Here is a 26,829-nt window from a genome sequence, read left to right as displayed (position 1 = left end):
CCGTCGGCATCGGACGTCAGTCCCTGCCCGTACCGTTGAAGCATGGATCTTCGACCCCCCGGCCTACGAGCCCTGCTCCGGCGGCCGCGACGGCTCCTGTCCGCCGCGGCCGCCGTCGTCGTGCTCGTGGGCGCCGGCACGTGGACGGCCGTCGCCTCCGGCGGCCCGGCCCCCGTGCACCGCACCGACAAGGTCATGGCGGTGGACGGGGTGCATCTCGACACCTCCTTCTTCACCACGTCCGGCACCGGCCGACGCCCCGCGGTCCTCCTCGCCCACGGCTTCGGCGGCAGCAAGGAAGGCATGCGCACCGAGGCCGAGGACCTCGCCCGCCACGGCTACGCGGTCCTCACCTGGTCCGCCCGCGGCTTCGGCGACTCCACCGGGAAGATCGGCCTCAACGACCCCAAGGGCGAGGTCGCCGACGTCTCCAGGCTCATCGACTGGCTGGCGAAGCAGCCCCAGGTCCAGCTCGACAGGGCCGGCGACCCGCGCGTCGGCATGGCGGGCGGCTCCTACGGCGGCGCGATCTCCCTCCTCACCGCCGCCTACGACCACCGCGTCGACGCCATCGCCCCCTCCATCACGTACTGGAACCTCGCCGACGCCCTGTTCCCGGACGGCGTCTTCAAGAAGCTGTGGGCCGGGATCTTCGTCAACACCGGCGGCGGCTGCGCCGACTTCCAGCCCGAGCTGTGCGCGATGTACAACCGGGTCGCCGAGTCGGGCAAGCCGGACGCGGCGGCCGTGAAGCTCCTCGAGGAGCGGTCACCGTCGGCCGTCGGCGACCGCATCAAGGTGCCGACCCTGCTTTTCCAGGGCCAGACCGACTCCCTGTTCACGCTCTCCCAGTCGGACGCGGCGGCGAAGGCGATCCGCGCCAACGGCGCCCCGGTGGACGTCGACTGGATCGCCGGCGGCCATGACGGCGGCGACCTGGAGACCAGCCGTGTCGAGGCCCGGACGACCGCCTGGTTCGACCGGTATCTGAAGGGCGACAAGGCCACCGGCACCGGGCCCGCCTTCCGGATCACCCGTACCGGAGGTCTGGACTCCACCGACGGCGCCGCCCAGTTGCGCGGCGCGAGTGCCGACAGCTACCCCGGTCTGGAGAGCGACCGGAAGAGCATCGCGCTGACGGGCGGCACCCAGCGCGTCGACAACCCGGCCGGCGCCAGCCCGCCCGGCGTCTCCGCGCTGCCCGGCCTCGGCGGCGCCGGCGGCCTCGCCCAGCTCTCCTCCCTCGGCGTCGGCGTCTCCCTCGACTTCCCCGGCCAGTACGCCCGCTTCGACTCGGCGCCGGTCACCGGGACCGTGCAGATCACCGGCACCCCCACGGCCACCGTCCACATCACCTCGACGGCCGACGACGCCGTCCTGTTCGGCAAGGTGTACGACGTCGGCCCGGACGGCACCCAGCAGGTGCTGCCCTCCCAGCTGGTCGCCCCGGTCCGCGTCGAGGGAGCCAAGGCCGGCAAGGACGTCACGATCACCCTCCCGGCCATCGACCACGAGGTGCAGAAGGGCCACCGGCTGCGCCTGGTCCTCGCCTCCACCGACCTCGGCTACGCCTCCCCGACCGCCCCGGCGACCTACACGGTCTCCCTCAAGGGCGCCCTGAGCGTGCCGACGGCACCCCAGGTGGACACGGCCGCCGCGCCGCTGCCCGCCTGGGTGTGGTGGCTGCCGCTGGCCGGCGCGGTGGCCGCCCTGGCCCTGCTGCTCACCGGCCGCCGCCGTACCGCCGGCCCGGCACCGGCCGCCGAGCTGGCCGAAGTGCCCCTGCACATAACGGATCTGAGCAAGCGCTACGCGGGCTCGACCGACCGGTACGCGGTCCGCGAGTTGTCCTTCCGCGTCGAGAAGGGCCAGGTGCTCGGCCTCCTCGGCCCCAACGGCGCGGGCAAGACCACCACCCTGCGCATGCTGATGGGTCTGATCAAGCCGGACGGCGGTGAGGTCCGCGTCTTCGGCCACGCCATCCGCCCCGGCGCCCCCGTCCTCTCCCGGGTCGGCGCCTTCGTGGAGGGCGCCGGTTTCCTGCCGCACCTGTCCGGCCGGGAGAACCTGGAGCTCTACTGGCAGGCCACCGGCCGCCCGCCCGAGGACGCCCACCTCGACGAGGCCCTGAAGATCGCCGGCCTCGGCGACGCGCTGGCCCGCGCGGTCCGCACGTACTCCCAGGGCATGCGGCAGCGCCTCGCCATCGCCCAGGCCATGCTCGGCCTGCCGGACCTGCTCATCCTCGACGAACCCACCAACGGCCTCGACCCGCCGCAGATCCGCGAGATGCGCGAGGTGATGATCCGCTACGCGGCCGCCGGCCGTACCGTGATCGTCTCCAGCCATCTCCTCGCCGAGGTCGAGCAGTCCTGCACCCACCTCGTGGTGATGGACCGCGGCCGGCTCGTCCAGGCCGGGCCGGTCGCCGAGATCATCGGCTCCGGCGACACCCTCCTCGTCGGCACCGGCACCCCCGTGGCGGAGCCGGTCGTGGAGAAGGTGGCCGCGCTGCCCGGCGTGGCCACCGTGACCAGTACGGACGACGGCCTGCTCGTCCGCCTGGAGCCCGGCGGCAGCGCCCCGCAGCTGGTCGCCGAACTCGTCCGGCTCGACGTTCCGGTGGCATCGGTCGGCCCGCACCGCCGTCTGGAAGACGCCTTCCTGACCCTGATCGGAGGTTCCGCATGAGCACGCTCACCGAGGAGTCCGCGGTCGCCTCCGGCTACCGGGCGGGCCGCACCCTGCCGCTCCGCGTCGAACTGGTCCGCCAGCTCAAGCGGCGCCGCACCCTGGTGATGGGCGGCATCCTGGCCGTACTGCCCTTCGTACTGCTGATCGCGTTCGCGATCGGCGGCCGGCCGGGCAGGGAGAACGGCCAGGTCACCCTGCTGGACACGGCCACCGCGTCCGGCGCCAACTTCGCCGCGGTCAACCTGTTCGTGTCGGCGGGCTTCCTGCTGGTCATCCCGGTCGCCCTGTTCTGCGGGGACACGGTCGCCTCGGAGGCCGGCTGGTCCTCCCTGCGCTACCTGCTCGCCGCACCGGTGCCGCGGGCCCGTCTGCTGTGGTCCAAGCTGGTCGTCGCGCTCGGCCTCAGCCTGGCCGCGATGATCCTGCTGCCCCTGGTCGCGCTGGCCGTCGGCACGGCCGCCTACGGCTGGGGCCCGCTCCAGATCCCCACCGGCGGCGCACTCGACACCGCCACCGCCACCCAGCGCCTCGTCGTCGTCATCGCGTACATCTTCCTGTCCCAACTGGTCACCGCGGGCCTGGCGTTCTGGCTCTCCACGAAGACCGACGCCCCTCTCGGCGCGGTCGGCGGCGCGGTCGGCCTGACCATCGTCGGCAACGTCCTGGACGCGGTCACCGCCCTCGGCCACTGGCGCGACTTCCTGCCCGCGCACTGGCAGTTCGCCTGGGCGGACGCCGTACAACCGCACCTGGAGTGGTCCGGCATGATCCAGGGCACCGCGGTCTCGATAACATACGCCCTGGTGCTGTTCGCCCTGGCCTTCCGGGGTTTCGCCCGCAAGGACATCGTCTCCTAGGTCACCGGACGATCTCCCTCCGGCCTCGGAACCCCTGGTCCGTGGCCGCTTCGAGATCCATCCGCAACGCATCGGGGCGCACGTTCCGGCCCCCTGTGCCGTCAGAGTCGACGACAAGTCAGGAAGTCGACTCCGACCGGCACAGGGGGCGCACGCGATGAACCGACACCGGACACGACGACAGACCTATGGGGCGCTGCTCGCCCTCACCACCGCCGGCACCCTGCTCCTGGCGGGCTGCGCGGCCGACGGCACAAACCATTCCAGCGGACCGGCCAACACCCGCGCCCCCGCCCCCTCCCAGGCCCAGGGCGCCGAGACCGCCCCGGCCTCCGACGACCTCTCCACCTTCGCCCTCGACGTCGACACCGCCTCCTACGGCTACGCCCGCCGCACCCTCGCCGACGGCGGCCGCCCCGACCCCTCGACCGTCCGGCCCGAGGAATTCGTCAACAGCTTCCGCCAGGACTACCGCACCCCCGAGCACAACGGCTTCACGGTCACCGTCGACGGCGCCCGTACCAGCAGGCCGAACTGGTCCCTGGTCCGCGTCGGTCTCGCCACCCGCCCCGACGACACCGGGGAACGCCCGCCGGCCGCCCTCACCTTCGTCATCGACGTCTCCGGCTCCATGGGCGAGCCGGGCCGCCTCGACCTCGCCAAGAAGTCCCTGGACACGATGACCGACCGGCTGCGCGACGACGACTCGGTCGCCCTCGTCACCTTCAGCGAGCACGCCGAGCGGGTCCTGCCGATGACCCGCCTGGGCGGCCACCGTGCCGAGATCCACGACGCCGTCGACGGTCTCGACGCCCTCTCCTCCACCAACCTCGGCGAGGGCGTCGAGACCGGCTACGCCACCGCCGTCGAGGGCCTGCGCAAGAACGCCACCAACCGTGTCGTCCTCATCTCCGACGGCCTCGCCAACGACGGCGAGACCGACCCCGACGCCATCCTCAGGCGCATCGACGGCGACCGCCGCGAGTACGGCATCACCCTCTTCGGCGTGGGAGTGGGCAGCGACTACGGCGACGCCCTCATGGAACGCCTGGCGGACAAGGGCGACGGCCACACCGTGTACGTCGCCGACACCAAGGCCGCCGCCGATGTCTTCTGCCGCCAACTCCCGCAGAACATCGACCTGGTGGCCCGCGACGCCAAGGCCCAGGTGGCCTTCGACCCGCACACCGTCGCCGAGTTCCGCCTGATCGGCTACCAGGACCGCAAGGTCGCCGACCGGGACTTCCGCAACGACCGGGTGGACGGCGGCGAGATCGGCCCCGGCCACACGGTCACGGCCCTCTACGCCGTCCGCACCAACCCCGGCACGGACGGCCACCTCGCCACAGCCACCGTCCGCTGGCTGGACCCCGAAACCCGCACCCCGCACGAGAACACGGGCGCGATGGAGACCGACGCCCTGCACGACGACGTCTGGTCGGCCTCCCCGCGCTTCCAGGTGACGGCGGTGGCGGCCTACTTCGCGGACGCGCTGGCGGGCGGCGACTACGACATCCCGGGAGCACCGGGCCTGACGAAGCTCCAGTCCCGGGCAGCGACTCTGGCAGAGGTGACTGAGGACAAGGAAGTCGCCGGACTCTCGACAGCGATCAGGGAGGCAGCGTCCCTCTAGGGGCGCGGGGCCGTATCAATGCGCGGCTCCGCCGCGTGGGCGCGACCAGCCACGACGCACCCGCACCCGGCGTATCACCGTACCCCCTGCGGCGAGACCCATTGACCTCCCCTTACTTCCGAGTAAGTTGACGGCCCATGAGCGTACGCGGCGACCTCGAACGAGCCCGTCAACGAACCGACCTGGCCGACCGGGGCAAGGTCGAGGTCATCAAGGACGCGGCCGGGGCCGTACGGGAGGTGCGCCGGGAGCGGCTGGCCCCGCCCCTCACCACCGGCTCCCTCGCCGACCTTCCGTACACCAACGCGGCCGGGGAACCCCACGCCACCGCGGTCCGCCGCGGCGAGGGCACCGTCACGGCGGCCGCGTTCGCCGCCCAGGTGACCTCGGTGGCGAAGGGGTTGATCCGCGCCGGCCTGTCCGCGGGCGACCGCGTGGCCGTCATGTCCCGCACCCGTTACGAGTGGGCGGTCCTCGACTTCGCCATCTGGGCGGCCGGCGGTGTGACCGTCCCGGTCTACCCCACCTCCTCCGCGGACCAGGTGGACTGGATCGTCCAGGACTCCGGCGCCCGTCACGTCGTCACCGAGACCCCGCAGAACACGGCGACCGTCATCACCGGCACCGCCTCCCACCCGCACCCCCCGCGCACCTGGGAACTCGACGGCGGCGCGCTCGCCGACCTCGCCCTCCTCGGCGAGGGGATCCCGGACGAGGAGGTGACCAGGCGCCGGGCCGGCCTCACCCCCGGCAGCGTCGCCACGGTCTGCTACACCTCCGGCACCACCGGCCGCCCCAAGGGCTGTGTCCTCACCCACGCCAACCTGCACGCCGAGGCCGCCAACACGGTCGAGCTGCTGCACCCCGTCTTCCAGGCGGTCACCGGGCAGACCGCCTCGACCCTGCTGTTCCTGCCGCTCGCCCACATCCTGGGCCGTACGCTCCAGATCGCCTGTCTGATGGGCCGGATCGAGATGGGCCACTTCCCGAGCGTGAAGCCGGACGAACTCCGGCCCGCGCTGCGGGAGTTCCGGCCCACCTTCGTGGTCGGGGTGCCGTACCTCTTCGAGAAGATCCACGACACCGGGCGGGCGACCGCGGAGAAGATCGGCCGGGCCGCCTCCTTCGACCGCGCCGAGCGGATCGGGGTGCGGTTCGCCGCGGCCCACCTGGAGAAGTTCCTCGGCACAGGGAAGGGACCCGGGGCCGGCCTGTACGCCGCCTGGGCGCTGTACGACCTGCTGGTCTACCGCCGTATCCGCAAGGAACTCGGCGGCCGGATGCGGTACGCCATCAGCGGCGGCTCACCCCTCGACCGCGACCTCAACCTGTTCTTCCACGCGGCCGGGATCGTCGTCTACGAGGGCTACGGTCTGACCGAGACCAGCGCGGCCGCCACGATCGTCCCGCCGCTGGCGCCCCGCCCCGGCACGGTCGGGCAGCCGATCCCGGGTACGGCCGTCCGGATCGCCGACGACGGCGAGGTGCTGGTGAAGGGCCCCGTGGTGTTCGGGTCGTACTGGAACAACCCGGCCGCGACCGCCGAAGTGCTGTCGGACGACGGCTGGTTCGAGACCGGCGACCTCGGCGAGCTCGACGCGGACGGCTATCTCACCATCACCGGCCGCAAGAAGGACATCCTGGTCACCTCCGGCGGCAAGAACGTCTCCCCGGCCGTGCTGGAGGACCGGCTGCGCAGCCGGTCGCCGGTCGGCCAGTGCCTGGTCGTCGGAGACAACCGGCCCTTCGTCGCCGCGCTCATCACCCTCGACCCGGAGGCCGTCGCCCACTGGCTGTCCGTGCGGAAGCTCCCGCCCGACACCCCGCTCGCCGAGCTGGTGCGCGACGACCGGATGCGGGCGGAGGTGCAGAAGGCGGTCGACCACGCCAACCTGGCCGTCTCCCGCGCCGAGTCGATCCGCGCCTTCGCGCTGGTCGAGGGCGAGTTCAGCGAGGAGAACGGGCTGCTCACCCCGTCCCTGAAGGTCAAGCGGCACGCGGTGCTCGCCCGGTACGCGGCCGAGATCGAGGCGCTCTACCGCGGCTGACGCGGCGATCGCCGCCGTGCCGTCCGGGTCCCCGGCGGTCACCCACCCGATCGGCCCTGCTCGCGTGAGGGGCCGGATCTGTACACGGGTATGCCTCCCCGAAAGGCGCATGAAGGACATGTCAGGCGCCGTGGTCAGAGGCCCGGTCGTCGTGGGCGGCGGGCCCGATGAACTCCTGGGAGGACCAATGCCTCGCCGTATGCTCCGCTCGGCGGCCACCGTGCTGGTGGCTTCCGCGCCGCTCTTCACCGCCGCACACGCACGGGCCGCGTCGGGGGACTTTCCCTGCGCCGTGGCCATCCAGAAGTTCAGCACCCCGACGGTGAGTCAGATCAGCCTGAGCCTGTACTGCGGTCAGGCGCGGACCGTCGACGTGAGCGTCGCGGCAGGCGGTGTCGAACTCGCGAGCCTCCAGGAGGCCGTCCAGGCCGGCGTCCAACGGACCGTCACCCTCGCCGTGCCCAAGGCCCCTCAGGTCTGCGCCACGCTGCGGACCGACGGTGCGAGCACCGTGGTGTGCACCCCCGACAACAGCCGATTGTCCGAAAAGAGTTAATAGTTCGATTAATTGCACTCGGTTGGGTGTGTCTGGAATGTGGGGCTAAGTGAGGTGCGTGTTATCGTCTGTGACGAGTCAGGCACGGTCCGTAAGGAGGGTCGTGTGCGTGAGGAAAACGGAGACATCATGCAGAAGCTCAAGAAGGCCGCTGCCGTGGCGGTCATGGTCGGCGGCATCGGGCTTGCCGGTGGAGGGGTTGCCAGCGCGGGGGACTTCAACGACCCGTACCCGGTTGACGTCGCCGCCAACAACGTTCAGCTCGCGGACTGCCAGCAGACGTTCGACTCCGGCGCCGCCTTCGCTCCTGTCAATGGCGCGGTCACCGGCGACCTGAACCAGAACATCGGCAACTTCTGCGCGAACGTCAACGTTCCGCGCTGATTTCAGAGGTGCTTCGGAGAGCCGACCTCGCGCTGCCGCACGAGGTCGGCTCCTCGTTGTGTGTCGGATAGGGCCAGTTACAGAATTTATAGGCCTGTTGTCGGCACTCGTTGGAGTATGTCTGGAATAACACGTTAAGTGAAGTGCGTGTTATGGTCTGTGACGAGTCGGACACGGTCCGTAAGGAGGGCCGTGTGCGTGAAGGAATCGGAGACATCATGCAGAAGCTCAAGAAGGCCGCTGCCGTGGCGGTCATGGTCGGCGGCATCGGGCTTGCCGGTGGAGGGGTTGCCAGCGCGGCGAACTGTGACGACCCGTCCCCTGAGGTCGCCGTCAACAACGTTCAGCTCGCCGACTGCCGGCAGTCGTTCGACTCCGGCGCCGCCTTCGCCCCCACCAACGTCGCGGAGCTCGGCGGCAACCGTACCCAGGACTTCGGCAACTTCTGCGCGAACGTCAACGCTCAGCGCTGATCAAGGGTGTTGCGGAGGGCCGGTCTTGTGCTGCTGCGCGAGACCGGCCCTTTGGTGTGTGCCGGGCCTTCGGCGGGTGAGGGCGGGCGGGTGCGAACTCGCTCTTCCCATGTCCGCCGGAGGCTCTTTTCCGTGTATGGCCCGGTGGGCCGGGTCCTGGTCTGCCGCTCGGGCGAGTTACGTGATTTATAGGCCTTATGGCGCTATTAGTGCCACTCAAATGGGTGTGTGTGGAATGTGGCGTTAGGTGAAACGCATGTTATTGTCTGTGACGAGTCGGACACGGTCCGTAAGGAGGGTCGTGTGCGTGAAGGAATCGGAGACATCATGCAGAAGCTCAAGAAGGCCGCTGCCGTGGCGCTCATGGTCGGCGGCATCGGCGTCGTCGGCGGTGGCGTCGCCAGCGCCAATGACGGTCCGCACGTCATCGTCGACAACCTGCAGGTCGCGCGCTGCCACCAGGACTTCGACGGGGGCACGGCCTTCGCCCCCGTTGGCGGTGCCGTCGCCGGTGACGAGCACCAGAACATCGGCAACTTCTGCGCGAACGTCAGGTAGTTCCGCTTCTCAGGACGCCGGCGGCAGTCGGGTCCAGGCACGAACAAGGGGATGTCGAGCAACGAGAGCTCGGCATCCCCTTGCCGTGTCAGTCGCATCCCGCCGCGCGGCGGTCGGGGGTCAATACATGGAGGTTACGTGCGCAGGTTCAAGAAGGTCATGCTGATGACCGGCGTTATCAGTGGCGTCGGCCTGGTGGCCGCGGGTTCCGCCCAGGCGGCGGAGTGCGGCCACGAGCCGCCCCCCGCCAATACGCAGCTCCTTAACTGCGAACAGACGTTCAAGTCCTCTCTGGTCACCATCAACGCGCCGATCACGGTGGGCGGGGACGTCACGGAGAACATCGGCAATTTCTGCACCGCCCTCGCGCCGCACCAGTGACCGGCGGGACGGCCCGGCGGCAGGCCGGGTGAGCCTCCGGGCTCGTGCGCAGAGATGGATCACAAAGTCAGCGGCCGTCACGTGCGGTCGCTGACTTTTTTCACATCAAAGCGCGGACCGCCAATCGCAATTAACACCAATCGTCCTATGGCTCCAGGCGGATGAAAACCGGCCGCGGCTCGGCCGAAAGAGGGGTTACCGCTTGATACGGGTTTTCCTGCTGAGGCACCATCTGGTTCATCCTTCTGCTGAAGAGGGTGTGAGCCGGTCCGCGCCTCGGAGGGGACATGAGCAATTCGATCATCATGCCGCGCTGTCCGCAGACGGGGAAAGCGTCGTTCCGCACCGAATCCGAGGCGCGATGCTGGCTCATCAAGCAGCCGCTGCTGGAGAGAATCCCGGACCGCATCTACCTCTGCTCGGAATGTCGCTATTGGCATTTCACCGGATCCCATCACTGGACCAGTCAGAAAATCAGATGGCAGCGAAACTACGGCAGACGTGAGGCAGCTTCCCGGCGCCACGGCGGACGGCGGAAGAAGAACTGACCCCTCTACCTGCCGGCAGCCGCCCGCTTTCCTCTTCCAGCTTCTTCTTCGACCAGAAAGACAACCAGAATGCGACAGAACCTGACCAAGGGAATGATCGTGGCCGGTTGCGCGACGACCCTCCTGTCGCTGTGGGGCATCCCGGCGCTCGCGGACTCGCGGACCGACGCGAGCACGGCCGAGGCACCCGACACCCTGCCCGCACAGAGCGCCGCCGACGTCCAGGCGGACGCGCCGGCGAAGACCGCCGAGGCGCCGGCCCACAGGGCGCAGGGCGCCGAGCAGCCCGCCGAGCGCGGTGACGCCGGCAGGACCAGTGACCACGGTCGCGCCGGCGGTCAGCGGGACGTCGACGGTTACGGCGACGACACCGCCGCCGGCCGCGGGGCCGCGCAGGGTGACACGAGCGCCTCCGGGCAGACGGCCGGACACGGTGACGCGGACGGCGTCGGCCGGGTGGTCGGGCAGGGGGTGGAGAATGTCTCCGAGATCATCGCCGGACACGGTGACGCGAACGGCTCCGACTCGATCGCCGGACACGGTGTCGGCAGCGGCCGGGACGACGTCGTCACCGGCGGCTACGGTGACGACGAGACTCCGTCCCCGACTCCCCCCGCCCCGCAGCCGACTTCGCCGCCCCGGGCGGTGACGCCGCCCAAGCCGGCTCACCACGTGCACACCCCGTCCCCCAAGCCGTCGACGGCGCCGCCCGCGGCACGTCCCGAACAGCCGTCGTCCCTCGCGCACACCGGCGTCGGAAGCGAGACCATGGCCGCCTCGGGCGTCGCCGCGTTCCTGATGGCGAGCGGGGTCGTCTTCTACCGACGGGGCCGGGCCGGGTCCCGTCGGTAGTGATCTTCGTCAGGGGGGGCCGGACCTGCCACGTCCGGCCCCGGGACTGACCGTCAGCAGCGGGCCCGGGACGGTGTTTCCGCGGCGCTCCATCCCACCCGCGCGGGCGACGCGTCGCTGAGCGGTGTGTCGCGCAGGCGGCGGCGCACCCCTCGTACCAGTGCCGTGGCCGTGAACGTGGCTCCGTGGACGAAGCGCATGGCGGGGCCGAACGAGGAAGCGGTCAGCAGGCCTGCCAGGAAAAGCCCCGGGTGCGAGGACTCCAGGTCCCGCCCGGCGACCGGGGAGCCGTCGGGCGCCGTCGCGAGGCCGCCGCGCAACTCGTCGGAGAGCAGGCCGAGCCGGTCCAGGGTCGCCCGGAACCCCGTCGCGGCGATGACGTGTTCGGTCTCCAGTGTCAGCGGCCCCCCGGTCAGGCCGGCCGTGTCCAGCCGCACCCCGCCCGGTACCGCACGAGCCGCGGTGATCTCCCGGTCGAGCAGCACCTCCACCACCGGCTCCACCCGGTCCCGTACCCACCAGGCTCCCGCCGGGCCCAGCGCGGTGGCCGCGACGCGGGTGCGCACCGACTCCGGGAGGCGTCGGAAGAGGCCCGGGCGCTCGGCGTAGAACCAGTTGCGCCAGCCGCAGCCCAGGCCGCTGTGCGGCATGCGGGCCGACTGCCACCAGGGACGCTGCCAGGGAGGCGGCACATCGTTCCAGTGCAGCCGGTCGGCCCGGGCCATCACCCGCACCCGAGTGCCCTGTTGGGCGAGCAGCGCCGCGGTCTCCAGGGCCGCCTGGCCGCCGCCGACCACCGTGACGTCCCGGCCACGGAACTGTTCGAGATCACCGTGATGGCTGCTGTGCGAGACGAGCGAGGGATGCAGACGGCGCAGCGGAGCCGGGATCTGCGTGAAGGGCATGACACCGACCGCCAGCGCCACCGTCCTCGCGTGCAGCACCTCGCCGTCCTCGGTGACCGCCTCGAACCCGGCCGGATGGGCCGCCACCCGGCTCACCATGCGCTCGTCCACCGGGGGGACGGCGTTCGACGCGAACCACAGACCGTACGCGGCGAACGTCGTCACCGGGATCGGCTCGGCGTGACGAGCCGTCATCCCCCGCGTGGCGCAGTACGTGTCCAGCCGCCAGCGGCCCTCGGGATCCGCGAGGTTGGAGGCCCACGGCTCGGACTTCAGGAACATACCGGGTGGCATGTGGTCCCGCCAGGAGGCCATCGGCCGTCCCAGCACACGCAGGTTCAGCCCGGCGGCCGCCGCGTGGGACGCGATGGACAGGCCGTACGGGCCGGCACCCACCACTAGAAGGTCGTACATCAGGAGCTGCTCGCTTTCTCGTCGTCGGTCGAAGCAGACGTGGTTCTTCGGGGGTCCGGGCCTGCCGGAGCGGGAGCCACCGGGGCGGGGCGCAGCCGCTGCCGCAGCCGGTGCGCGACATGCCGGCACCACAGCGCCCGCATCGCGCGGCCGGGGGCGGGGTCGTCCGGCGCGTGCCAGGCGAGTTCACGTCCGCCCGGGGCCGGTCGCAGCGCGGCGAACGGCGCGTAGTTCTCCACCACGAACGCCCGCCCCGCCCTCGGCGCCGCCCTCGGCAACGGACGGTGTGTCAGGTCGAGGTGCAGGGCTCGTACGACGTCCAGGCCGCCGGTGTCGGAGAACAGCCGGAACTGGGCACCGGGACGTGGGTTGAAGTCGAGCAGGTGATACCGGCCCGTGGTGCCGCACTGCCGGAAGTCGATGTCGAGGACGCCCCGGTAGCCCAGTTCGCAGGTGAACCGCTCGGCCAGCGCCCGCACCTTCGGGTTCGGTGTCCAGTGACCGACCGCGGTCAGCCCGGCTCCGGGCGGCCAGGCCCGCCGTTTCTGCCCGACTCCGCCCGCTCGCACGGCGCCGGAGCGGTCGGCGTACCCGTGGAAGAACCAGTCGCGGCCCGGCCCCGGTGGCAGACGCTGCTGGAGCAGCAACGGGCTGCCGGCGTCCTCGGCGCGCGCGTACAACTCCCGCGCCTGCCGGGCCGAGGTCACCACCGTCGTGCTGCGCAGTCCGCTGCCGGCCGGCAGCAGCCAGGGCCGGCTCCACTTCGCCACCGCCGGCAGACCCAGCCGAACGGCGGCGGCGACGGCCTGTGCCGGACTGTCCGGAACCAGGGTCACCGGATGCGGAACGCCCACGGACGCGCACAGGGCGGCCAGTTCGCCCTTGTCGGCGAGGCGTTCGGGCAGCTCACCGGAGACGGCCGGCAGCAGAAAACAGGGTGCCAGCGTCCCGCCCGTGCGGCCCACGGCGATCGCGCTCGCGTCGTCCATGGGGATCAGGACGGCGGGAGTCCTGATCTGGGCGGCCACCCTCAGCAGCACGTCGGCGATCTGGCCCGGGGAGGCCCCGAGCGGCGGCGGAGTGTGCAGCCGGTGCAGAAATCGCGATTGCGACACGGGACTTCCGGTGGAATCCGCGACCACATGTACCTCCACTCCGGCTCTGCCGAGTGAGCGCACGGCCCCCAGCGTTCCGTGGTGAAAGGGATTCCGGTCCACCCGCAGCACAACGGCGGGGACGCGGATGTCGAGCAGTGACAAGGGCTTTGTTCCTTCGCGTCGGCTCACCCGTCCGGGCGAGCAAGGCACTCGAAAGCCATGGGACGGTGGCGTATTTCCATTTCATGTGACTGACTTCAGATGACAGAGCGTCAACAACGCGAAAGCGCGGACGCAGACGATGCGGCAGCGGAGAGGAAAAGGAATGGCCCCACAGCACGGCTGGACCCGAACCGGGCGTCTGGCGGTGACGGCCGTGACGGTCGCCGCCGCGATGGCGCTCACGTCCGCCCCCGGCTTCGCGGCGGGGACGGTGCGTCCGGCCCACCCGCCCCTCCCGCCCCTCCCCACGCCGGTCACGACGCCGTCGCCGTTGCCGTCGCGGGTGACCACACCGTCCCCGTCGGCAGCGAAGGTCCCCGCCGCCACACCGGTCCCCGTCGTCACACCGGTCCCCGCCGCCACGCCGGTCCCGTCCGTTTCCAAGCCGCCGAAGCAAGTCCCGTCCGCGCCCGCCACCGGGACACCGGCACCGACGCCCCGGGAGGAGACTCCCGCCTACGGTGCCTTCCTCGGTTCCGGCGCCCTGGGGGTGGCCCGCATCGCGTCCTTCAGCAACTGGCTCGGCGGTGCCGACGTGCGGGTCGGACACACCTATCTGCCGGGCGACCGCTGGAGCAACATCGAGGGCGAGCCGGACTTCCTCGGCGTGTGGGCGGACTGGCGCGGGGCGAAGGACAACCGGATGTTCGTCCTCAACGTGCCCATGCAGGAACGCAACGAGGAGAACGTCTCCGACGCCGCCGTCCGCGTGTTGTTGCGGCAGGGCGCGGCCGGAGAGTTCGATCAGCACTTCCGGGTCCTCGCCCAGCGGCTGGTCGCCGCGAAGGTGCCGGACACGGTCCTGGTGCTGGGGTGGGAGATGAACGGCACGACGTACACCCACCGCTGCGGGCCGGATCCGGAGGCCTGGAAAAATTACTGGAAAAGAATCGTCACCGTCATGCGTTCGGTGCCGGGCCAGAGGTTCCGGTTCGACTTCGCGCCGAGCCGCGGTCTGGACGCCGTCCCCTGGACCCGGTGTTACCCGGGGGACGACACGGTCGACATCATCGGAATGGACGCGTACGACCAGCCGCGCGGTCTTTCCTTCGACGAGCAGGTGAAGGAGCCCTACGGACTCCAGGCACAGGTGGATTTCGCGAAATCCCACGGCAAGCCCATTTCCTATCCCGAGTGGGGTCTCTTCCGAAACGGCGACAACCCCGTGTACATGCGGCGCATGCTTGCGTGGATGGACCAGCACAAGCCGGTGTACAACACACTGACCGACTACTGCCCTCACGGTGTCTGGGAGTGCAACCGGTACTCCCTCTCGTCCCTGGTCTACCGGTCCGCCCTCTTCTCTTCCGCGAGCCGGCCCACCGCGTCGGCCACACCCGTGACACCCGTGACACCCGTGACCCCCGTCCTACGGCCGCCCGCGACCGGTTGCTCGCCGCTGGACACCGGTGACTGGCTCCAGCACTGGCCCGGCGTGCTGACGTGTCTGCGCCCCGAGTCGTGGTTGCGGGCCCGGTGACGGTCCTGGCCGACGGCCGCCTCCGGGGCCGGCCCGCCGCCGTCACCACGCGTGGCGAAGCGGCGCAGCACCTCCTTGCCGCGCCGGCGCGCGACCACGTCCCAGGCGACCGCCGACATCAGCGGAGCGGTGGGCCGCCGGGCCAGCAGCAGCCGGTGGTTGGGGACCGCCCGTGGCCGCCAGTGGTGCTTGTACGGCTCGTCGCCACGCAGGAGACTCAGCGTGGCCGGCCCGTCCGCATGCATGTGCCGGGCGCACGCGTCGAGCAGCATCACCGCCACGTCCGCCTTGCGTTCCCGCAGGCGCGGATGGGCGCCGTACAGGTAGGCACCGGCGAGCGGCCGCGACAGCAGGGTCAGATCCACGGCCACCACGTCGTCGTCGATCCGGAACTCGGTGACCATCGCGCTGCCCGAACGCACCATCGGCCCCACCGACCGCACCAGGTGTTCGCAGAACCGGCTGCGCAGGTGCTCCGGCGTCACCTTTCGGCCCTGCCACTGGAGCCGGTGCAGCTCCAGCAGTCTGCGCAGCGCCGCGTCCACCTCGTCCGGCCGTGCGACGTGCCGCTCCACGCCGAGCGTCTGGAGCCTGCGGAGCTTGGCCCGCACCCGCTGGGCCTTGCCCGAGGGCAGCCGGGAGAGCAGTTCGTCCATGGGTACGGCGGGCAGTTCCAGGCACAGGGAATCCTGTATCCGCAGCCGGGGGCCGCCCCAACGGTCGTACACCCGCTCGACGGCGCTGCCGGGGCGTACTTCGCGGAAGTCGATCAGCGCGGTGCGGGCGGCGGCCGACAGGCCGTCGGCGAGGGCGGCGGTCGCACGGTCGGCGCGCTCGTCGTCGACCAGTACGTCCGCGTGGTCGGAGATGTCGCCGCCGAGCGGGATCAGCACCGGCAGCGGGCGGCGCCGCAGCATCAGGGGGGCGGCCGCGACCAGGTCGCCGCCCTCCCGGACCAGGAGCACCCGGAGCCGGCCTTTCCGGCCGTAGGACAGCCACCACGAGTGCAGCCAGGCGTGGCTCTGGAACGGGGTCGCCGTGCCGCACCGCGCGTACAGCCGTTCCCAGTCCGCCGCCAGTTCGGCGAAGGCGGACGCTTCGGTCACGAGTTCGGTGGAGAACGCGGGCCTCACCGGGTGCTCCGTTCGCACTCCGGACGCCGACGGTGTGTGCTGCGCGGGAACCGGTCCTGCACAGTTGCCTCCCTTGCGAGGAATCCGGGCGGTGTCAGTGCGCGTCGACGGCGGCGTCGGCGTCGATGACGGCGGCGGTATCGGTGTCGATGACGGCGTCGGCGGCGACGGCCGGCCCCGGAACGAGCGCCGTGGGCACGGCATCCTCCTTGGGCCTCCGGGGCCGCGCGAGCAGGAACAGGCCGCCGAGCAGGCCGCCCGCGCTCGCGCCGACGGCACACGTCACCACCGGCGACGCGGACGTCGGCACAGTCGGCCGCACCGCCGGGGAGAATTCGAGGAGCTGGATGTGGGTGCTGCCCTTGGTGCCGTTCGCGTGCCGGACCAGCGCGCGGGTGACCCCGTTGGCCATGCCGGAGGCGAGGCGGGGCCGCGAAGAGGTCGCCGAGACCGCGACCACCGGAGCGTCCGGAGAGGTCGCCGTCCGCACACTGTGCTGCAGTGTCCGGACCGGCACGTGCGCCTCCGCCTGGGCGTCCAGGAGGACCGCGAGCTGGGTGGCGGCCCGGCCGTACGCCTGGGCGAAGCCGAGCGCGGTGCCCGGGTCGAAGCGGTCGGTCGGGACGACGACGACGTAGCTGGTGGCCGTGTACACGGGGCCCCGGTACACGGCGTAGCCGCCGCCCAGCGCACCGCCCACGAGGGTGCAGCCCGCGAGCAACGACCAGGCCAGCAGGGCCCGGCGGGCCGAGCGGCTCAGCCACCTGCGCCGCGTGGGGTTGTCGGTCATGGCGAAGTGACTCCCTGAGGTGAGGAGGAGGACGAACTGGACACCGCCGCCGCGTACACGTCCATGAGCCGGGCGGCACTGCGGGCGATGCTGTAGTGGCGGGCGGCGTCCGGGGCCGATCGAGGGCCGGGGCCGGCCGCGCGGATCTCGGCGACGGCATGGGCGTACGCCTCGGGGCCGCCGCGGACCCGCCGGGCGGCGGGGGCGGCCTGCGGGGGCAGGTCCTCGATCGCCGGACAGGAGGCGTAGACCACGGGCAGTCCGCAGCCGAGGGCTTCCACGACGGCCAGTCCGAAGGACTCGTCCGGCGACGGCGACGCGAGCAGGTCCATCGCGCAGGTGAGGGCGGGCAGGTCGACGCCGTCGGCATCGTCGGACAGGTAGGGGCGCTCGCCGGCGAACACGACGCGGCCGGCCACGCCGGCCTCGTGGGCCGTGCGGCGCAGGACGCTCTCCTGCGGGCCGCCGCCGACCAGCAACAGCCAGTGATCGTCGGGAAGCCGGGAGATCGCCCGGACCAGGACGCCGAAGCGCTTGCCCTCGGCGAGCCGGCCGACACAGCCGACGACGTACGCCTCGTCCGGCAGTCCCAGACGGCGGCGGGCGCGGTGGCGTCGTACCGGGTCGAAGCGGAAACGGGTCAGGTCGATGCCGTTCGGGACGACCTCGATGCGTGGGGCGGGCACTCCCCAGCGCCTGAGACGGTCGGCGACCGTGGGAGAGACGGCGACCGTGGTGGAGCCGAGCCGCTCGGCGGCCAGGTACAGCGCTCGGACGCCCGTGGTCAGCCTCCGGCCCTCCAACTGCGCCTCGCCGAGGGAGTGTTCCGTCGCCACGACGGCTCTGACACCGGCGAGCCGGGCGGCCGGCCGGCCGTAGACGCAGGCGCGGTACAGATGGGTGTGCACCAGGTCGTAGCCGCCCGCGCGGATCAGGCGGACCAACCGCGGAAGCGCGGCGAGGTCGCGGTTGCCGCGCATGCCGAGGTGGTGCACGCGGACACCGTCGGAGATGAGCCCGGCGGCGACGGCACCCGGATTGGTGAGGGCCGCCACCTCGCCCTCCACGGGAAGATGCCGCAGCAGCAGGCGCAGTTGCTGTTCGGCGCCGCCGATGCCGAGGCCGGTGATGATGTGCAGCACCCTCATGTCACACGCCCCCCACCGGACGCCGACGCAGCCGGTGGAGCCGGTACTTGAGGTGGAGCCGCCAGGAGGTGTCGTTCTGGCCGATGTGCAGTCGGGGCAGGGCGTGCCGGCCGGTCAGCGGACCGGGATCGATGGCGCAGGCGTAGGCGTAGCCCGCGTCGCGTACGGCGGTGACCGCGCGCCGGTCGACCGTGCCGTACGGGTAGCAGAAGCCGTCGACCGGTTTGCCGGTCAGCTCCTCCAGCAGCTTCCTGCTGTGGGCGGCCTCGGCGGCGAGGGTGATGTCGTCGACCCGGGTGAGGTCGACGTGTGTCAGCCCGTGCGAGCCGATCTCCACCCCCGCGGCGGCCGCGTGCCGGACGCCTTCCGCGGTGAGCAGCGCCTTGCGCGGGCCGAGCGGATCCCAGGAGTTGACGCCGCCGAACCGCCCGGGCAGCACGAAGAGGGTGGCACCGCAGTCCCAACGGCGCAGCACCGGAAGGGCGTGGGTGAGGAAGTCGGCGTATCCGTCGTCGAAAGTGAGAGCGACCAGGCCGTGCCCCTCGCCCCGGGCACGGGCGGCGAACAGCTCGCGCAGCGTCACGGCGCGCAGTCCGCGTCGGTGCAGCCAGGCCAGCTGCCGCTCCAGCCGCCCGGGGGTGACGGTGATGCGGTACGGGTCGTCCGAGCAGTCGCCGACGGAGTGGTACATCGCCACCCACGGCACCGTGCCGGGGCGCACCGCCGGGCGACCGCCGATGACGGCGGAATCAGTGGGAACGGCCATGAGTCAGCCTTCGTGTGACGGTGTGTGCGGACTGGAAGACGGCCGTGCAGCCCTGGGCGCCCAGGGCCCGGCCGAGCAGGACGAAGACGGCGGTCACGGTCAGGCTCCCGGCCGCGAGGCCCGCCACCGGGGAGTCCGGCCCGCGCGCGGCGAGCGTTCCCGCCGTCGTCGCGACCGCGGCCGCCAGGGCGGGCTTGCTCAGCTCGGCCAGTACCTGCCGGACCCGGATCGGGACTCCACGGGCGCCGCCGTGCGGCATGAACCCTCCTCGGGGCGCCGGTGCCGGTGCCGGGACCGCGACCGCGACCGCGACCGTGCCCGGGGCGTCGGGCCGCTCGCCGCTGCCGGGGTCCGCCGCGCCGCAGGAGGGCCCGGCGTGCGGGACCTCGGCCGTGGCGTGCGGGACCTCGGCCGCGGTGGCCGGGACCTCGGTCGCGGCGTTCGGCTCGCCCGCGAAACCGACGAGCAGCAGTGCCGCCGTGACGGTGATGCCGGCCGCGTTGGCGGCGGCGATCCCCGACACGCCCCAGGTGCCCACGGTCCCCACCCCGATCCAGGTGGTGGTGACGATGCCCGCGGTCATGGTGAAGAACGGGTACCAGGTGGCCCGTCCGGCCGAGAAATAGGAGCGGATCAGGACGCCCACCAGGGTCTGGCCGAGCAGACCGAGGGCGTACACCCGCAGCACGTCCGCCGTGGCGGCCGTGTCCTGCGCGGTGAACGCGCCCCGTTGGAAGAGGACTTGGATGATCTGCGGGGCGCAGGCGATCACTCCGGCCGCGCCGAGGAGCACCAGGCAGGAGGCCAGGGCGAGGTCCCGCTCCACCCGGTCCCGGGCCCGTTCGAGGTCGCCGTCGGCGATGGCCCGCGCCACCAGCGGGAAGGTGACGGTGCACAGCATCAGGGACAGCGTCATGGGGATCTGGGCGATCTTCTGCGCGTAGTTGAGGTGCGAGATGGCCCCGGCGGACAGCGTGGAGGCGAGGAAGCGTTCGATCAGGACCTGGGACTGACGGCACAGCGCGAACAGGAGAACCGTGGCGACCAGGGCGAGGCTCATCGGCCGTGCCTCGGCCGGGGCACCGGCGGCGGCACCGGCGCGTCTGCGCAACTGCCGCCACAGGGAGGGAAGCTGCACCATCGCCATCAGGCAGCCGCCCACCGCGACTCCGGCCGCCGCGGACCGCACGCCCCAGCCCCGGCCGAGCAGCAGCATCGAGGCGATGATGCCGGCGTTGTAGACGACGTAGATGGACGCGGGCGGCAGGAAGCGCCGGTGCGCCCGAAGGGCCGCGCTACAGTACCCGGCCAGGCCGAAGGTCAGTGCGCAGGTCGCGGTCAGCCGGGTGCAGTCGACGGCGAGCCGCGGGTCGGGCAGGCCGGGGGCCAGCGCCTCGACCAGGTAGGGGGCTCCGCCGGCGGTCAACGCGGACACGGCGACGAAGCCGAGGGACAGGCGGGGCAGGGTGGTGGCGACCAGGCTGCGGACCGGATCCCCCGGCGCTCCTTGCGTGCGCCGTGCCAGCGCCATGCTGAACGCCGGGATCAGCGCAAAAGCCAGTCCGTCCTCGATGAGCAGGGTGGCGGCGAACTCCGGCACGGTCCACGCGATCAGGAAGGCGTCTGTCTCACTGCCCGCCCCGAACAGGCGGGCCAGCGCCTGGTCGCGTACCAGTCCGAGCAGCGCCCCGAGGACCGAGAGCGACGCGGTGATGAGCGTGGCCCTGGCGAGAAAGCCCCCGGTGACCGCGGTGGATTCGGCATGCTCCCCGGCCCGCGCGTCGGCCGGCGCGTCGGCCGGCGCCGTGGGTCCGGCCGCGCCCTCCCCGGGAGCGCCGGCAGCACGCCGGGTGCGGGCGGTCGTCGTCGTCATCGCGCGACGGCCTCCTTCGCCGTCAGCGGCATCGCGACCGGTGCCGCTGCCCCCTCCTCGCCGGTCCCGCCCAGCGCCCACCACGCCACCAGCCCGAAGGCCATGGAGGTCACCACCGTGGAGTGGCCGCCGATGTCGCTGTAGGCGAAGTCGGTCAGCTGCCACACCAGCAGTCCGCAGGCGACGAGCCCGGAGTCCATGCCCTGTCGCGGCGTGCTCCGCGTCCGCCGCAGCGCGCACACCAGCAGGGCCAGCCAGCTGCCGACGAGGCAGAGCAGCCCGATCAGACCCTGTTCACCGAGGACCAGCAGATACATGTTGTGCGGTGACAACAGCGGCTGCCTCAGGTACGCGGAGCCCGCGCCCTCGGTGTCGCTGGCCGACGACAGCGCCACCGAGGCGTAGCCGTCCCGGTACTCGGGGAAGCCCTTCAATCCGACGCCGGTCACCGGACGTTCGCGCCACATGGCGGTCGAGGCCGACCACATCGCGTACCGGTCGGCGACGGACTGGTCGGGGGCGTCGGCGACCTGCGTGATGCTGTCGATCCGTTCCTGCAGCATCTGGGTGCCGACCCCCAGGCCGCCCACCAGGACCACGCACGCGGCGGCCGTGGCCGCGGCGACCTTGAGCGCGCGCCGCAGCCCGGCCAGCACCAGTTGCAGCGTGCAGGCCACGGCCGTCGCGATCCACGCACCCCGGCTGAAGGACAGCGCGAGCGGCAACAGCAGCGCCAGCGCGCACCCGGCGGCACCGACCCGCTGCCGTACGCCGGTGTGCCCGAGCGCGAGACCGACCGCGCACACCATGCCGACGGCGACCACCGTCGCCATGCCCATCACGTCCTGCGGCCCGAACGTGCCCACGGCCCGGATGTGCGCGCCCCGGTAGGAGGCACCGGTCCCGGTGACGTACTGGTGCACGCCGACGGCGCCCTGCCACAGGGCGAGCCCCACGAACGACCACGTCAGCAGCCGGACGTCCGCCCGGTCGCGGACCAGCAGCAGCACGGCCGCCGGCACCAGGACGAAGATCTGCAGATAGCGGGCCAGGCCGATGATCCCGCCTTCGGCCGAGGGCGCCCCCAGCGCGGCGACCGTGACCCCGACGACCGGCAGGCCCAGCACCACCGCGGCGGTATGCGACAGGGGGCGCCGCCGGTCCCGTACGAGACGGAGCACGCAGACCAGCACGACCAGCCCGGAGGCCACGTCGGCCGGCCCCGGGCCGTCCGTGCCGCCCGCGGAGGGCGGCAGCGCCAGCAGGCCGAGCACGGCGACCGCGGGCAGTACCGGCAACAGCGCGGCGATACGACGGGACGGCGGGGCCGGGGCATGGCTCACTGTGGTCAGCTTCCCGTCGGGCGTACGAGCGCGGCGGCGGTGCGCAGCAGGATGCAGACGTCCTGCCACAGCGACCAGTTGTCGATGTAGGCGTTGTCGAACCGGCAGCGGTCCTCGATCGAGGTGTCACCGCGCAGCCCGTGCACCTGGGCGAGGCCGGTGAGGCCGGTCCGCACCCGGTGACGCGCCGCGTAACCCGGATGCTTCTGGCTGAACTGCGTGACGAAATAGGGACGTTCGGGGCGCGGTCCGACCAGGCTCATGTCCCCCCGGAGCACATTCCACAGCTGGAGCAGCTCGTCGAGCGAGGTGCGTCGCAGAATGCGGCAGAACCGGCGCATCTCGTGCTCGTTCGCCACGCTCCACCGGGTCGCCGCCTCGTGTGCGTCGGCCGGGCGGTGCGTGCGGAACTTCAGCAGCGTGAACGGCCTGCCGTCCTTTCCGATCCGCTCCTGCCGGAACACCACGCCCGGCCCGTCACAGATCCGCAGCACCACCGCACAGGCCAGCAGCAGCGGGCTGACCAGCAGCAGCAGCGACCCGGACAGGACGACGTCGAGCGCGCGCTTGCCGGCACCGCCGCGGCGCCGCGAGGTCATCTCCAGGCGCCGGCACGGAAACCCGGCCAGCCGGCCCCTCGGCCCGTACGACGGTGTCTCCGCGTCGACCTCCCAGATCAGGCAGCCCGACTCGGCCAGAGCCCGCAGCAGCGGTCCCTGCTCGGTCCGCACCGAAGGGTGGACGGTCAGCACCGCGCGCACCCCGTTCTGGATGGCCGCCCGCTGGACCTCCTCGCCCGTCGTCAGTACCGGCAGACTCCCGGTGCCGTCCGCCCGGTCGGACACGACGCCCACCGGGCGCACCCCGCACCCCGGATGCCGCAGCACGGCCGCCGCCACGAGCTGGGCGGTGGCCGCCGGGCCGATGACGAGCGCGGTGCGCGGGTGACGCAGCAGCGCCGCGCGTCGCCTCGCGTGCACGGCTCCGCGCAGTGCGCAGCTCGCCGCGATCTGCACGGCGAGGCCCGCCAGCAGCACACGGAGGGACAGCGTGTGCTGCGGCCGGTACATCGCCACGAGGGCCGCGAGCGCCAACCAGGCGACCGCGATCCGCCCGCACACGGCGGGCAGTTGCTCCAGGAACCCCTCTTCCGGCGGTCGTGCCCGGTCCGGACGCAGCAACAGCGACGCGGCCACGAGCACGCCCACGGACAGCGCGGGAGGCGCCGTCGCGAACGGCGTCAGGCCGGCCAGCACAGCGGCCGCGCCGTCGGCGACGAGCAGCGGCACCGGCGAGGGGAACCGGGCCGGTGCCCCGCGGACGGGGGACCGGAACCCAGGGGGGGTGCCGCCGCGCGGCGGCAGGACCGAGACGGGCGAGAATCCGTGGTTCCGACGCTGTGCGCCGGGGAGGGGAACGGTGCTTTCCGCGGTCACGAGTGGATGGACTCCCTGTGCGAGGTGGGCGCGGAGGGGGGCGCCGCCCACGGGCCGATCAGGTCGCGGTAGAGGTCCGCCATCGCCCCGGTGGCGTGCCGTACGTCGTGCCCGGTGAGTACGTGGTTGCGTCCCTGGTGACCGAGCGACTCGCGCAGCGGCGGGTCGAGCAGGAGTGCGGCGAGCGCCTCGGCCAGCGCTGTCGGGTCCCCGGCCGGGACCAGGCAGCGCGGGGCCAGTGCGGGTGGCAGGCTTTCGCGGGCGCCGGCGACGTCCGTGACCACCACCGGCCGTCCGCAGGCCATCGCCTCCAGCGGGGCCAGCGCCATGCCCTCCCAGCGCGACGGCAGCACGACCAGATCCGCCGCCTGGTACCAGGGGACGACGTCGGCCGCGCCGCCCGCGAACAGCACCGAGGCCGGCGCCCGGCGGAGCAGGAGACCGCGGTCCGGTCCGTCGCCGACCAGGGCGAGACGCGCGCCGGGGACCCGGCGGGCGACCTCGTGCCACGCCTCCAGCAGGACGTCCTGGCCCTTCTGCCGGCACAGGCGTCCCACGCAGACGACGAGCGGCGTGGCGGGGTCGAGCCCCCGTAGCGGTGCCGGCCGGCTGTGTCCGGCACCCTGGGGGGCGGGCCGGTACCGCTGCGGATCGACGCCGTTGGGAATGACGCTCCACCGGGCCTCGACCCCGGCGCGCACACCGGCTGCCCGTTCCGCCTCGCTGACGCACACGACGCGCGAGGCCCAGCGCGCTCCCCACCGCTCCCACCGCAGGGCGAGCGCCGAGGTGAGACCGCCCACGGCCTGGAACGACCACGCGTGCGGCTGGAAGACGGTGGGCAGGCGCCCGCGGACGGCGAGCCGTCCGGCGATCCCGGCCTTCGCGCTGTGCAGGTGCACCAGATCGGGGCGTACCTCACCGACGACGCGGGCCAGGTCACGTACCTCCCGGACGAGTGACGCACCGGGTGACCGTGTCGCGTGCCAGCGCCGTACGTCCGCGCCCAGCGTTCCCAGTTCGGCGGTGAGCGCGCTGTCGGGGCAGGCGACCGTGACGGCCGCTCCGGCGGCGCGCTGAGCCCGTACCAGGTCCGCCACGACCCGCGCGACTCCGCCGTCCACGGGTTGCGTGACGTGCAGGACACGGGGCCGAGGGCCGGTTGCTGACAGATGCATACGCGATGTCCTCGCTCACAGTGGCGCTCGGTTCGGCGGGGGAGTACGTCTGACCGTCAGACGTCGACGGCGACGAAGAACGCGCCTGCCCAGGCCCTGTCCTGACGGGATGTCAGCCGGAAGGCCAGCCGGTCGCCGCCGTCCCGCAGCGCTGGTGCGAGGTCGAACACGTCCGAGTCGTAGCCGAGGGTGTTGGCGTAGGCGGGCACCCGGTCCGGCTGGGCCGCACCGGGCTGGCTGATCGTCGAGTTGAGGACGTCGTCCACCGGGTCGGCCGGACCGGCGAGCGCGGTGACGGCGGTGCGCTCACCGCGCTCGGTCTCGCGGGTGGTGGCGAGGCGGAGCGTGTCACCGCGCACGCCGCGGTCGCCGTCGTACGCCACCAGGCCCGCGCGGCCCCCGCTGCCCGCGGGCAGCGGCCAGGAGAGTTTCCCGAGTTCGACCTCCCCGGTCGGTGCCAGCGCGTCGAAGCCGTCCCAGAGAGAAAGCTGCCGCAGTGGATCCGCCGGGTTCTCGTACGCCACCACCAGCGTCCAGCCGCCCCACGCGCCGGCCTGGGACGTTCCCTTCGCCACGTTGACCTGGCCCACCGTGTACAGGCCCGGCTTGCTGTCCCGTACCAGCTCCGTCACGTCGGCGGAGGCCTGGAAGGCGTCGGCGCCGTTCGCCACGCGGTGGCCGACGACCGTGTCCGCGAGGACCTCCTTGTACTGCCCGCCGGGTTCGGCGATCAGCACGCGCCCGTTGTCCTTCGGCGGCTTCTGCTCGCCGACCCGGAGGTTGCCGCCCCAGTACAGCCGTGCGTAGCTGACCCGTGCTCCTTCGGGAAGACGGACCTCCGCGCGCGAGGAGTTGTACGTGTTCGGGTCCCGGTCGACGTCGATGTACGTCATGTCGAAGGCGCCGTTCACCCCGGTCTTCCCGGCGCGCACCGCAGGACAGGCCGCCGTCGCCGTCGTGGGAACCGGTTGGTCCGCACGGCAGGTGATGGAGGAGTTGGCGGCACGCACGATGCCGCCGTGCTGCAGGGCGTTGTACCGCTCGGTGAACGGGACACGGTCCGCCTCCGGTGCCGGTGCCGGCGGCGCCGCGGACGCGGCGGCCAGGGCGGCGGGCGCCAGGAGCCCGGCCAGGGCGAGGGCGGTGACCGTCCCATGGCGCAGCGGGGAGAGCAGGAAGTCGCGCATGACCGGGTTCGGGCCTTCCGGAAGGTTGTGAAAGGAGGAGGGGAGGACGCCGTGGAGTCGATGCGTGCGCCGCGCGGGGCACGCCGGAGGTGAGTAACTCTAGACGCTAGTGGTACTAATCCGGCGAAACCGAAGAAAGTGTCGTAATTGCGAATTTCGGTCGAGTGTCGTGCGGTCACGCCGGAACAGGCCGGTTCGCGTCCTCCGCCGCACCGGCGTGCCCTGGTCGGCTCGGTGTGCCCGCACCGGCATGACGCGCTCGCGCGGATCGCTGCCGGGCCGGGTTCGGCATCCGCGTCGGCGTCGCCACCGCACACGCCCGCGCGACGACCGCCGTCGGCCTGCTCGCCGCGCCCGCGCACGGTCCCACTGCGGCCGAATCGAATCTCGTCGGTCTCCGCGGCCGTCCTCACCCTGGCCTCACTCTGGAGCGGCGGCGCTGAAAGGGCTCCGTGACTCATGGATCTCATATGAGGACTCGGTAATTTCGGCCCGCCCGGTTTCCGGATCGTCCGGGGCTCGTTGATTACGACGACAGCATTACCGCTGGCTGTTTACCCGTCGAAGAAAGGAACACCAATGAAGTCTCTGAAGGCCGCCGCCGTTGTTGCCGGGTCCCTCGTCGTGGCCGGTGCCGCCGCACCCGCGTTCGCGGTGGACGCGCCGTCCGGCCTGAACGGCACGGTGAAGAGCGTGACCCAGGGAGTGGACGGGCTCGGTGTCACGAAGAACAGCCCGGTGAACCGCACTCTGCAGGGCGCCACCGGCGCTTTGAACGGTCAGAAGCCGCTTGTCGGCGGTCTGCCCCTGGGCGGCTGACGATGCCGCGATCTCCGCTGGCCGCCGGTTTCTGACCGGCGCTCACCGGCGTAT

General features: G+C 72.2%; 23 protein-coding genes and 1 pseudogene. 13 read left to right on the top strand and 11 right to left on the bottom strand.

Annotated elements, in window-relative coordinates:
• The first annotated feature begins 42 nt into the window (after positions 1 to 42).
• The 11 genes from AB0P24_RS03110 to AB0P24_RS03060 all read left to right on the top strand — a co-directional run bounded on the left by AB0P24_RS03110 (position 43) and on the right by AB0P24_RS03060 (position 10,984).
• Positions 43 to 2,691, top strand: a complete 2,649-nt coding sequence (locus tag AB0P24_RS03110; protein WP_365790437.1) for a CocE/NonD family hydrolase — start codon at positions 43 to 45, stop codon at positions 2,689 to 2,691.
• On the top strand, positions 2,688 to 3,551 hold the full coding sequence (locus tag AB0P24_RS03105; protein WP_365790436.1) for an ABC transporter permease: 864 nt from the start codon (positions 2,688 to 2,690) through the stop codon (positions 3,549 to 3,551). The genes AB0P24_RS03110 and AB0P24_RS03105 overlap by 4 nt, the downstream gene beginning before the upstream one ends.
• 157 nt (positions 3,552 to 3,708) lie before the next feature.
• On the top strand, positions 3,709 to 5,184 hold the full coding sequence (locus tag AB0P24_RS03100) for a von Willebrand factor type A domain-containing protein (protein ID WP_365790435.1): 1,476 nt from the start codon (positions 3,709 to 3,711) through the stop codon (positions 5,182 to 5,184).
• 137 nt (positions 5,185 to 5,321) lie between these two features.
• Complete coding sequence (locus tag AB0P24_RS03095; protein ID WP_365790434.1) at positions 5,322 to 7,232, top strand: AMP-dependent synthetase/ligase; 1,911 nt, start codon at positions 5,322 to 5,324, stop codon at positions 7,230 to 7,232.
• A 187-nt stretch (positions 7,233 to 7,419) separates the two neighbouring features.
• Positions 7,420 to 7,788 carry a hypothetical protein gene (locus AB0P24_RS03090; protein ID WP_365790433.1) on the top strand — a complete coding sequence of 123 codons (369 nt, stop codon included), beginning with the start codon at positions 7,420 to 7,422 and terminating at the stop codon, positions 7,786 to 7,788.
• 105 nt (positions 7,789 to 7,893) lie between these two features.
• Positions 7,894 to 8,172, top strand: a complete 279-nt coding sequence (locus tag AB0P24_RS03085) for a hypothetical protein (RefSeq protein WP_365790432.1) — start codon at positions 7,894 to 7,896, stop codon at positions 8,170 to 8,172.
• A gap of 194 nt (positions 8,173 to 8,366) precedes the next feature.
• Positions 8,367 to 8,645 carry a hypothetical protein gene (locus tag AB0P24_RS03080; protein WP_365790431.1) on the top strand — a complete coding sequence of 93 codons (279 nt, stop codon included), beginning with the start codon at positions 8,367 to 8,369 and terminating at the stop codon, positions 8,643 to 8,645.
• A 303-nt stretch (positions 8,646 to 8,948) separates the two neighbouring features.
• A complete protein-coding gene (locus AB0P24_RS03075) occupies positions 8,949 to 9,203 on the top strand; it encodes a hypothetical protein (RefSeq protein ID WP_365790430.1) in 255 nt (84 codons plus the stop codon).
• 138 nt (positions 9,204 to 9,341) lie between these two features.
• The gene (locus AB0P24_RS03070; protein ID WP_365790429.1) at positions 9,342 to 9,584 is read left to right on the top strand and encodes a hypothetical protein; all 243 of its coding nucleotides are present in this window, start codon (positions 9,342 to 9,344) and stop codon (positions 9,582 to 9,584) included.
• A 287-nt stretch (positions 9,585 to 9,871) separates the two neighbouring features.
• A complete protein-coding gene (locus tag AB0P24_RS03065; protein WP_181803019.1) occupies positions 9,872 to 10,132 on the top strand; it encodes a hypothetical protein in 261 nt (86 codons plus the stop codon).
• A 69-nt stretch (positions 10,133 to 10,201) separates the two neighbouring features.
• Complete coding sequence (locus AB0P24_RS03060) at positions 10,202 to 10,984, top strand: hypothetical protein (protein ID WP_365790428.1); 783 nt, start codon at positions 10,202 to 10,204, stop codon at positions 10,982 to 10,984.
• 53 nt (positions 10,985 to 11,037) lie between these two features.
• Here AB0P24_RS03060 and AB0P24_RS03055 read toward each other — a convergent pair whose 3' ends face one another.
• A complete protein-coding gene (locus tag AB0P24_RS03055; protein WP_365790427.1) occupies positions 11,038 to 12,303 on the bottom strand; it encodes an NAD(P)-binding domain-containing protein in 1,266 nt (421 codons plus the stop codon).
• Positions 12,303 to 13,562, bottom strand: coding sequence for an ATP-grasp domain-containing protein (locus AB0P24_RS03050; protein ID WP_365790426.1), 1,260 nt, complete (start codon positions 13,560 to 13,562; stop codon positions 12,303 to 12,305). The genes AB0P24_RS03055 and AB0P24_RS03050 overlap by 1 nt, the downstream gene beginning before the upstream one ends.
• Before the next feature lie 163 nt (positions 13,563 to 13,725).
• On the opposite strand from AB0P24_RS03050, the gene AB0P24_RS03045 reads away from it, so the two are divergent.
• The gene (locus AB0P24_RS03045) at positions 13,726 to 15,102 is read left to right on the top strand and encodes a glycosyl hydrolase (protein WP_365790425.1); all 1,377 of its coding nucleotides are present in this window, start codon (positions 13,726 to 13,728) and stop codon (positions 15,100 to 15,102) included.
• A gap of 32 nt (positions 15,103 to 15,134) precedes the next feature.
• Here AB0P24_RS03045 and AB0P24_RS03040 read toward each other — a convergent pair.
• The 9 genes and pseudogenes from AB0P24_RS03040 to AB0P24_RS03000 all read right to left on the bottom strand — a co-directional run.
• Positions 15,135 to 16,235 (bottom strand): annotated as a pseudogene (locus tag AB0P24_RS03040) (GNAT family N-acetyltransferase); the annotation flags it as partial.
• A gap of 94 nt (positions 16,236 to 16,329) precedes the next feature.
• On the bottom strand, positions 16,330 to 17,025 hold the full coding sequence (locus AB0P24_RS03035) for a lipopolysaccharide biosynthesis protein (RefSeq protein WP_365790424.1): 696 nt from the start codon (positions 17,023 to 17,025) through the stop codon (positions 16,330 to 16,332).
• Positions 17,022 to 18,173: a glycosyltransferase gene (locus tag AB0P24_RS03030; protein WP_365790423.1), complete on the bottom strand. Its 1,152-nt coding sequence runs from the start codon at positions 18,171 to 18,173 to the stop codon at positions 17,022 to 17,024. The genes AB0P24_RS03035 and AB0P24_RS03030 overlap by 4 nt, the downstream gene beginning before the upstream one ends.
• A gap of 1 nt (position 18,174) precedes the next feature.
• Positions 18,175 to 18,939 carry a polysaccharide deacetylase family protein gene (locus AB0P24_RS03025; RefSeq protein WP_365790422.1) on the bottom strand — a complete coding sequence of 255 codons (765 nt, stop codon included), beginning with the start codon at positions 18,937 to 18,939 and terminating at the stop codon, positions 18,175 to 18,177.
• The gene (locus AB0P24_RS03020; RefSeq protein WP_365790421.1) at positions 18,923 to 20,812 is read right to left on the bottom strand and encodes a lipid II flippase MurJ; all 1,890 of its coding nucleotides are present in this window, start codon (positions 20,810 to 20,812) and stop codon (positions 18,923 to 18,925) included. The genes AB0P24_RS03025 and AB0P24_RS03020 overlap by 17 nt, the downstream gene beginning before the upstream one ends.
• A complete protein-coding gene (locus AB0P24_RS03015) occupies positions 20,809 to 22,155 on the bottom strand; it encodes an O-antigen ligase family protein (protein ID WP_365790420.1) in 1,347 nt (448 codons plus the stop codon). Before AB0P24_RS03015 ends, AB0P24_RS03020 begins: the two co-directional genes overlap by 4 nt.
• A gap of 5 nt (positions 22,156 to 22,160) precedes the next feature.
• A complete protein-coding gene (locus AB0P24_RS03010) occupies positions 22,161 to 23,591 on the bottom strand; it encodes an exopolysaccharide biosynthesis polyprenyl glycosylphosphotransferase (RefSeq protein WP_365790419.1) in 1,431 nt (476 codons plus the stop codon).
• Positions 23,588 to 24,769, bottom strand: a complete 1,182-nt coding sequence (locus tag AB0P24_RS03005) for a glycosyltransferase (protein ID WP_365790418.1) — start codon at positions 24,767 to 24,769, stop codon at positions 23,588 to 23,590. The genes AB0P24_RS03010 and AB0P24_RS03005 overlap by 4 nt, the downstream gene beginning before the upstream one ends.
• Before the next feature lie 56 nt (positions 24,770 to 24,825).
• Entirely contained in the window at positions 24,826 to 25,956 is a 1,131-nt protein-coding gene (locus AB0P24_RS03000) for a DUF3344 domain-containing protein (protein WP_365790417.1), read from the bottom strand.
• Between the two features lie 579 nt (positions 25,957 to 26,535).
• Between AB0P24_RS03000 and AB0P24_RS02995 the strand changes: the two genes are divergently transcribed.
• Positions 26,536 to 26,775, top strand: a complete 240-nt coding sequence (locus tag AB0P24_RS02995; protein WP_365790416.1) for a hypothetical protein — start codon at positions 26,536 to 26,538, stop codon at positions 26,773 to 26,775.
• Positions 26,776 to 26,829 lie beyond the last annotated feature (54 nt).

Origin of the sequence: Streptomyces sp. NPDC086519, assembly GCF_040686075.1 — a bacterium.
Classification (GTDB): domain Bacteria; phylum Actinomycetota; class Actinomycetes; order Streptomycetales; family Streptomycetaceae; genus Streptomyces; species Streptomyces shenzhenensis.
Note: the sequence above shows the minus strand (reverse complement) of the source record. Positions and strands in the feature narration are given on the sequence as shown.

Excerpts from the sequence above, each read along its gene's own strand:
- AB0P24_RS03045 (WP_365790425.1), top strand. The coding sequence starts at position 13,726 with ATGGCCCCACAGCACGGCTGGACCCGAACCGGGCGTCTGGCGGTGACG.
- AB0P24_RS03035 (WP_365790424.1), bottom strand. The coding sequence starts at position 17,025 with ATGACCGACAACCCCACGCGGCGCAGGTGGCTGAGCCGCTCGGCCCGC.
- AB0P24_RS03000 (WP_365790417.1), bottom strand. The coding sequence starts at position 25,956 with ATGCGCGACTTCCTGCTCTCCCCGCTGCGCCATGGGACGGTCACCGCC.
- AB0P24_RS03100 (WP_365790435.1), top strand. The coding sequence starts at position 3,709 with ATGAACCGACACCGGACACGACGACAGACCTATGGGGCGCTGCTCGCC.
- AB0P24_RS03020 (WP_365790421.1), bottom strand. The coding sequence starts at position 20,812 with ATGACGACGACGACCGCCCGCACCCGGCGTGCTGCCGGCGCTCCCGGG.
- AB0P24_RS03110 (WP_365790437.1), top strand. The coding sequence starts at position 43 with ATGGATCTTCGACCCCCCGGCCTACGAGCCCTGCTCCGGCGGCCGCGA.
- AB0P24_RS03095 (WP_365790434.1), top strand. The coding sequence starts at position 5,322 with ATGAGCGTACGCGGCGACCTCGAACGAGCCCGTCAACGAACCGACCTG.
- AB0P24_RS03090 (WP_365790433.1), top strand. The coding sequence starts at position 7,420 with ATGCCTCGCCGTATGCTCCGCTCGGCGGCCACCGTGCTGGTGGCTTCC.
- AB0P24_RS03105 (WP_365790436.1), top strand. The coding sequence starts at position 2,688 with ATGAGCACGCTCACCGAGGAGTCCGCGGTCGCCTCCGGCTACCGGGCG.
- AB0P24_RS03065 (WP_181803019.1), top strand. The coding sequence starts at position 9,872 with ATGAGCAATTCGATCATCATGCCGCGCTGTCCGCAGACGGGGAAAGCG.
- AB0P24_RS03060 (WP_365790428.1), top strand. The coding sequence starts at position 10,202 with ATGCGACAGAACCTGACCAAGGGAATGATCGTGGCCGGTTGCGCGACG.
- AB0P24_RS03005 (WP_365790418.1), bottom strand. The coding sequence starts at position 24,769 with ATGCATCTGTCAGCAACCGGCCCTCGGCCCCGTGTCCTGCACGTCACG.
- AB0P24_RS03025 (WP_365790422.1), bottom strand. The coding sequence starts at position 18,939 with ATGGCCGTTCCCACTGATTCCGCCGTCATCGGCGGTCGCCCGGCGGTG.
- AB0P24_RS03030 (WP_365790423.1), bottom strand. The coding sequence starts at position 18,173 with ATGAGGGTGCTGCACATCATCACCGGCCTCGGCATCGGCGGCGCCGAA.
- AB0P24_RS02995 (WP_365790416.1), top strand. The coding sequence starts at position 26,536 with ATGAAGTCTCTGAAGGCCGCCGCCGTTGTTGCCGGGTCCCTCGTCGTG.
- AB0P24_RS03055 (WP_365790427.1), bottom strand. The coding sequence starts at position 12,303 with ATGTACGACCTTCTAGTGGTGGGTGCCGGCCCGTACGGCCTGTCCATC.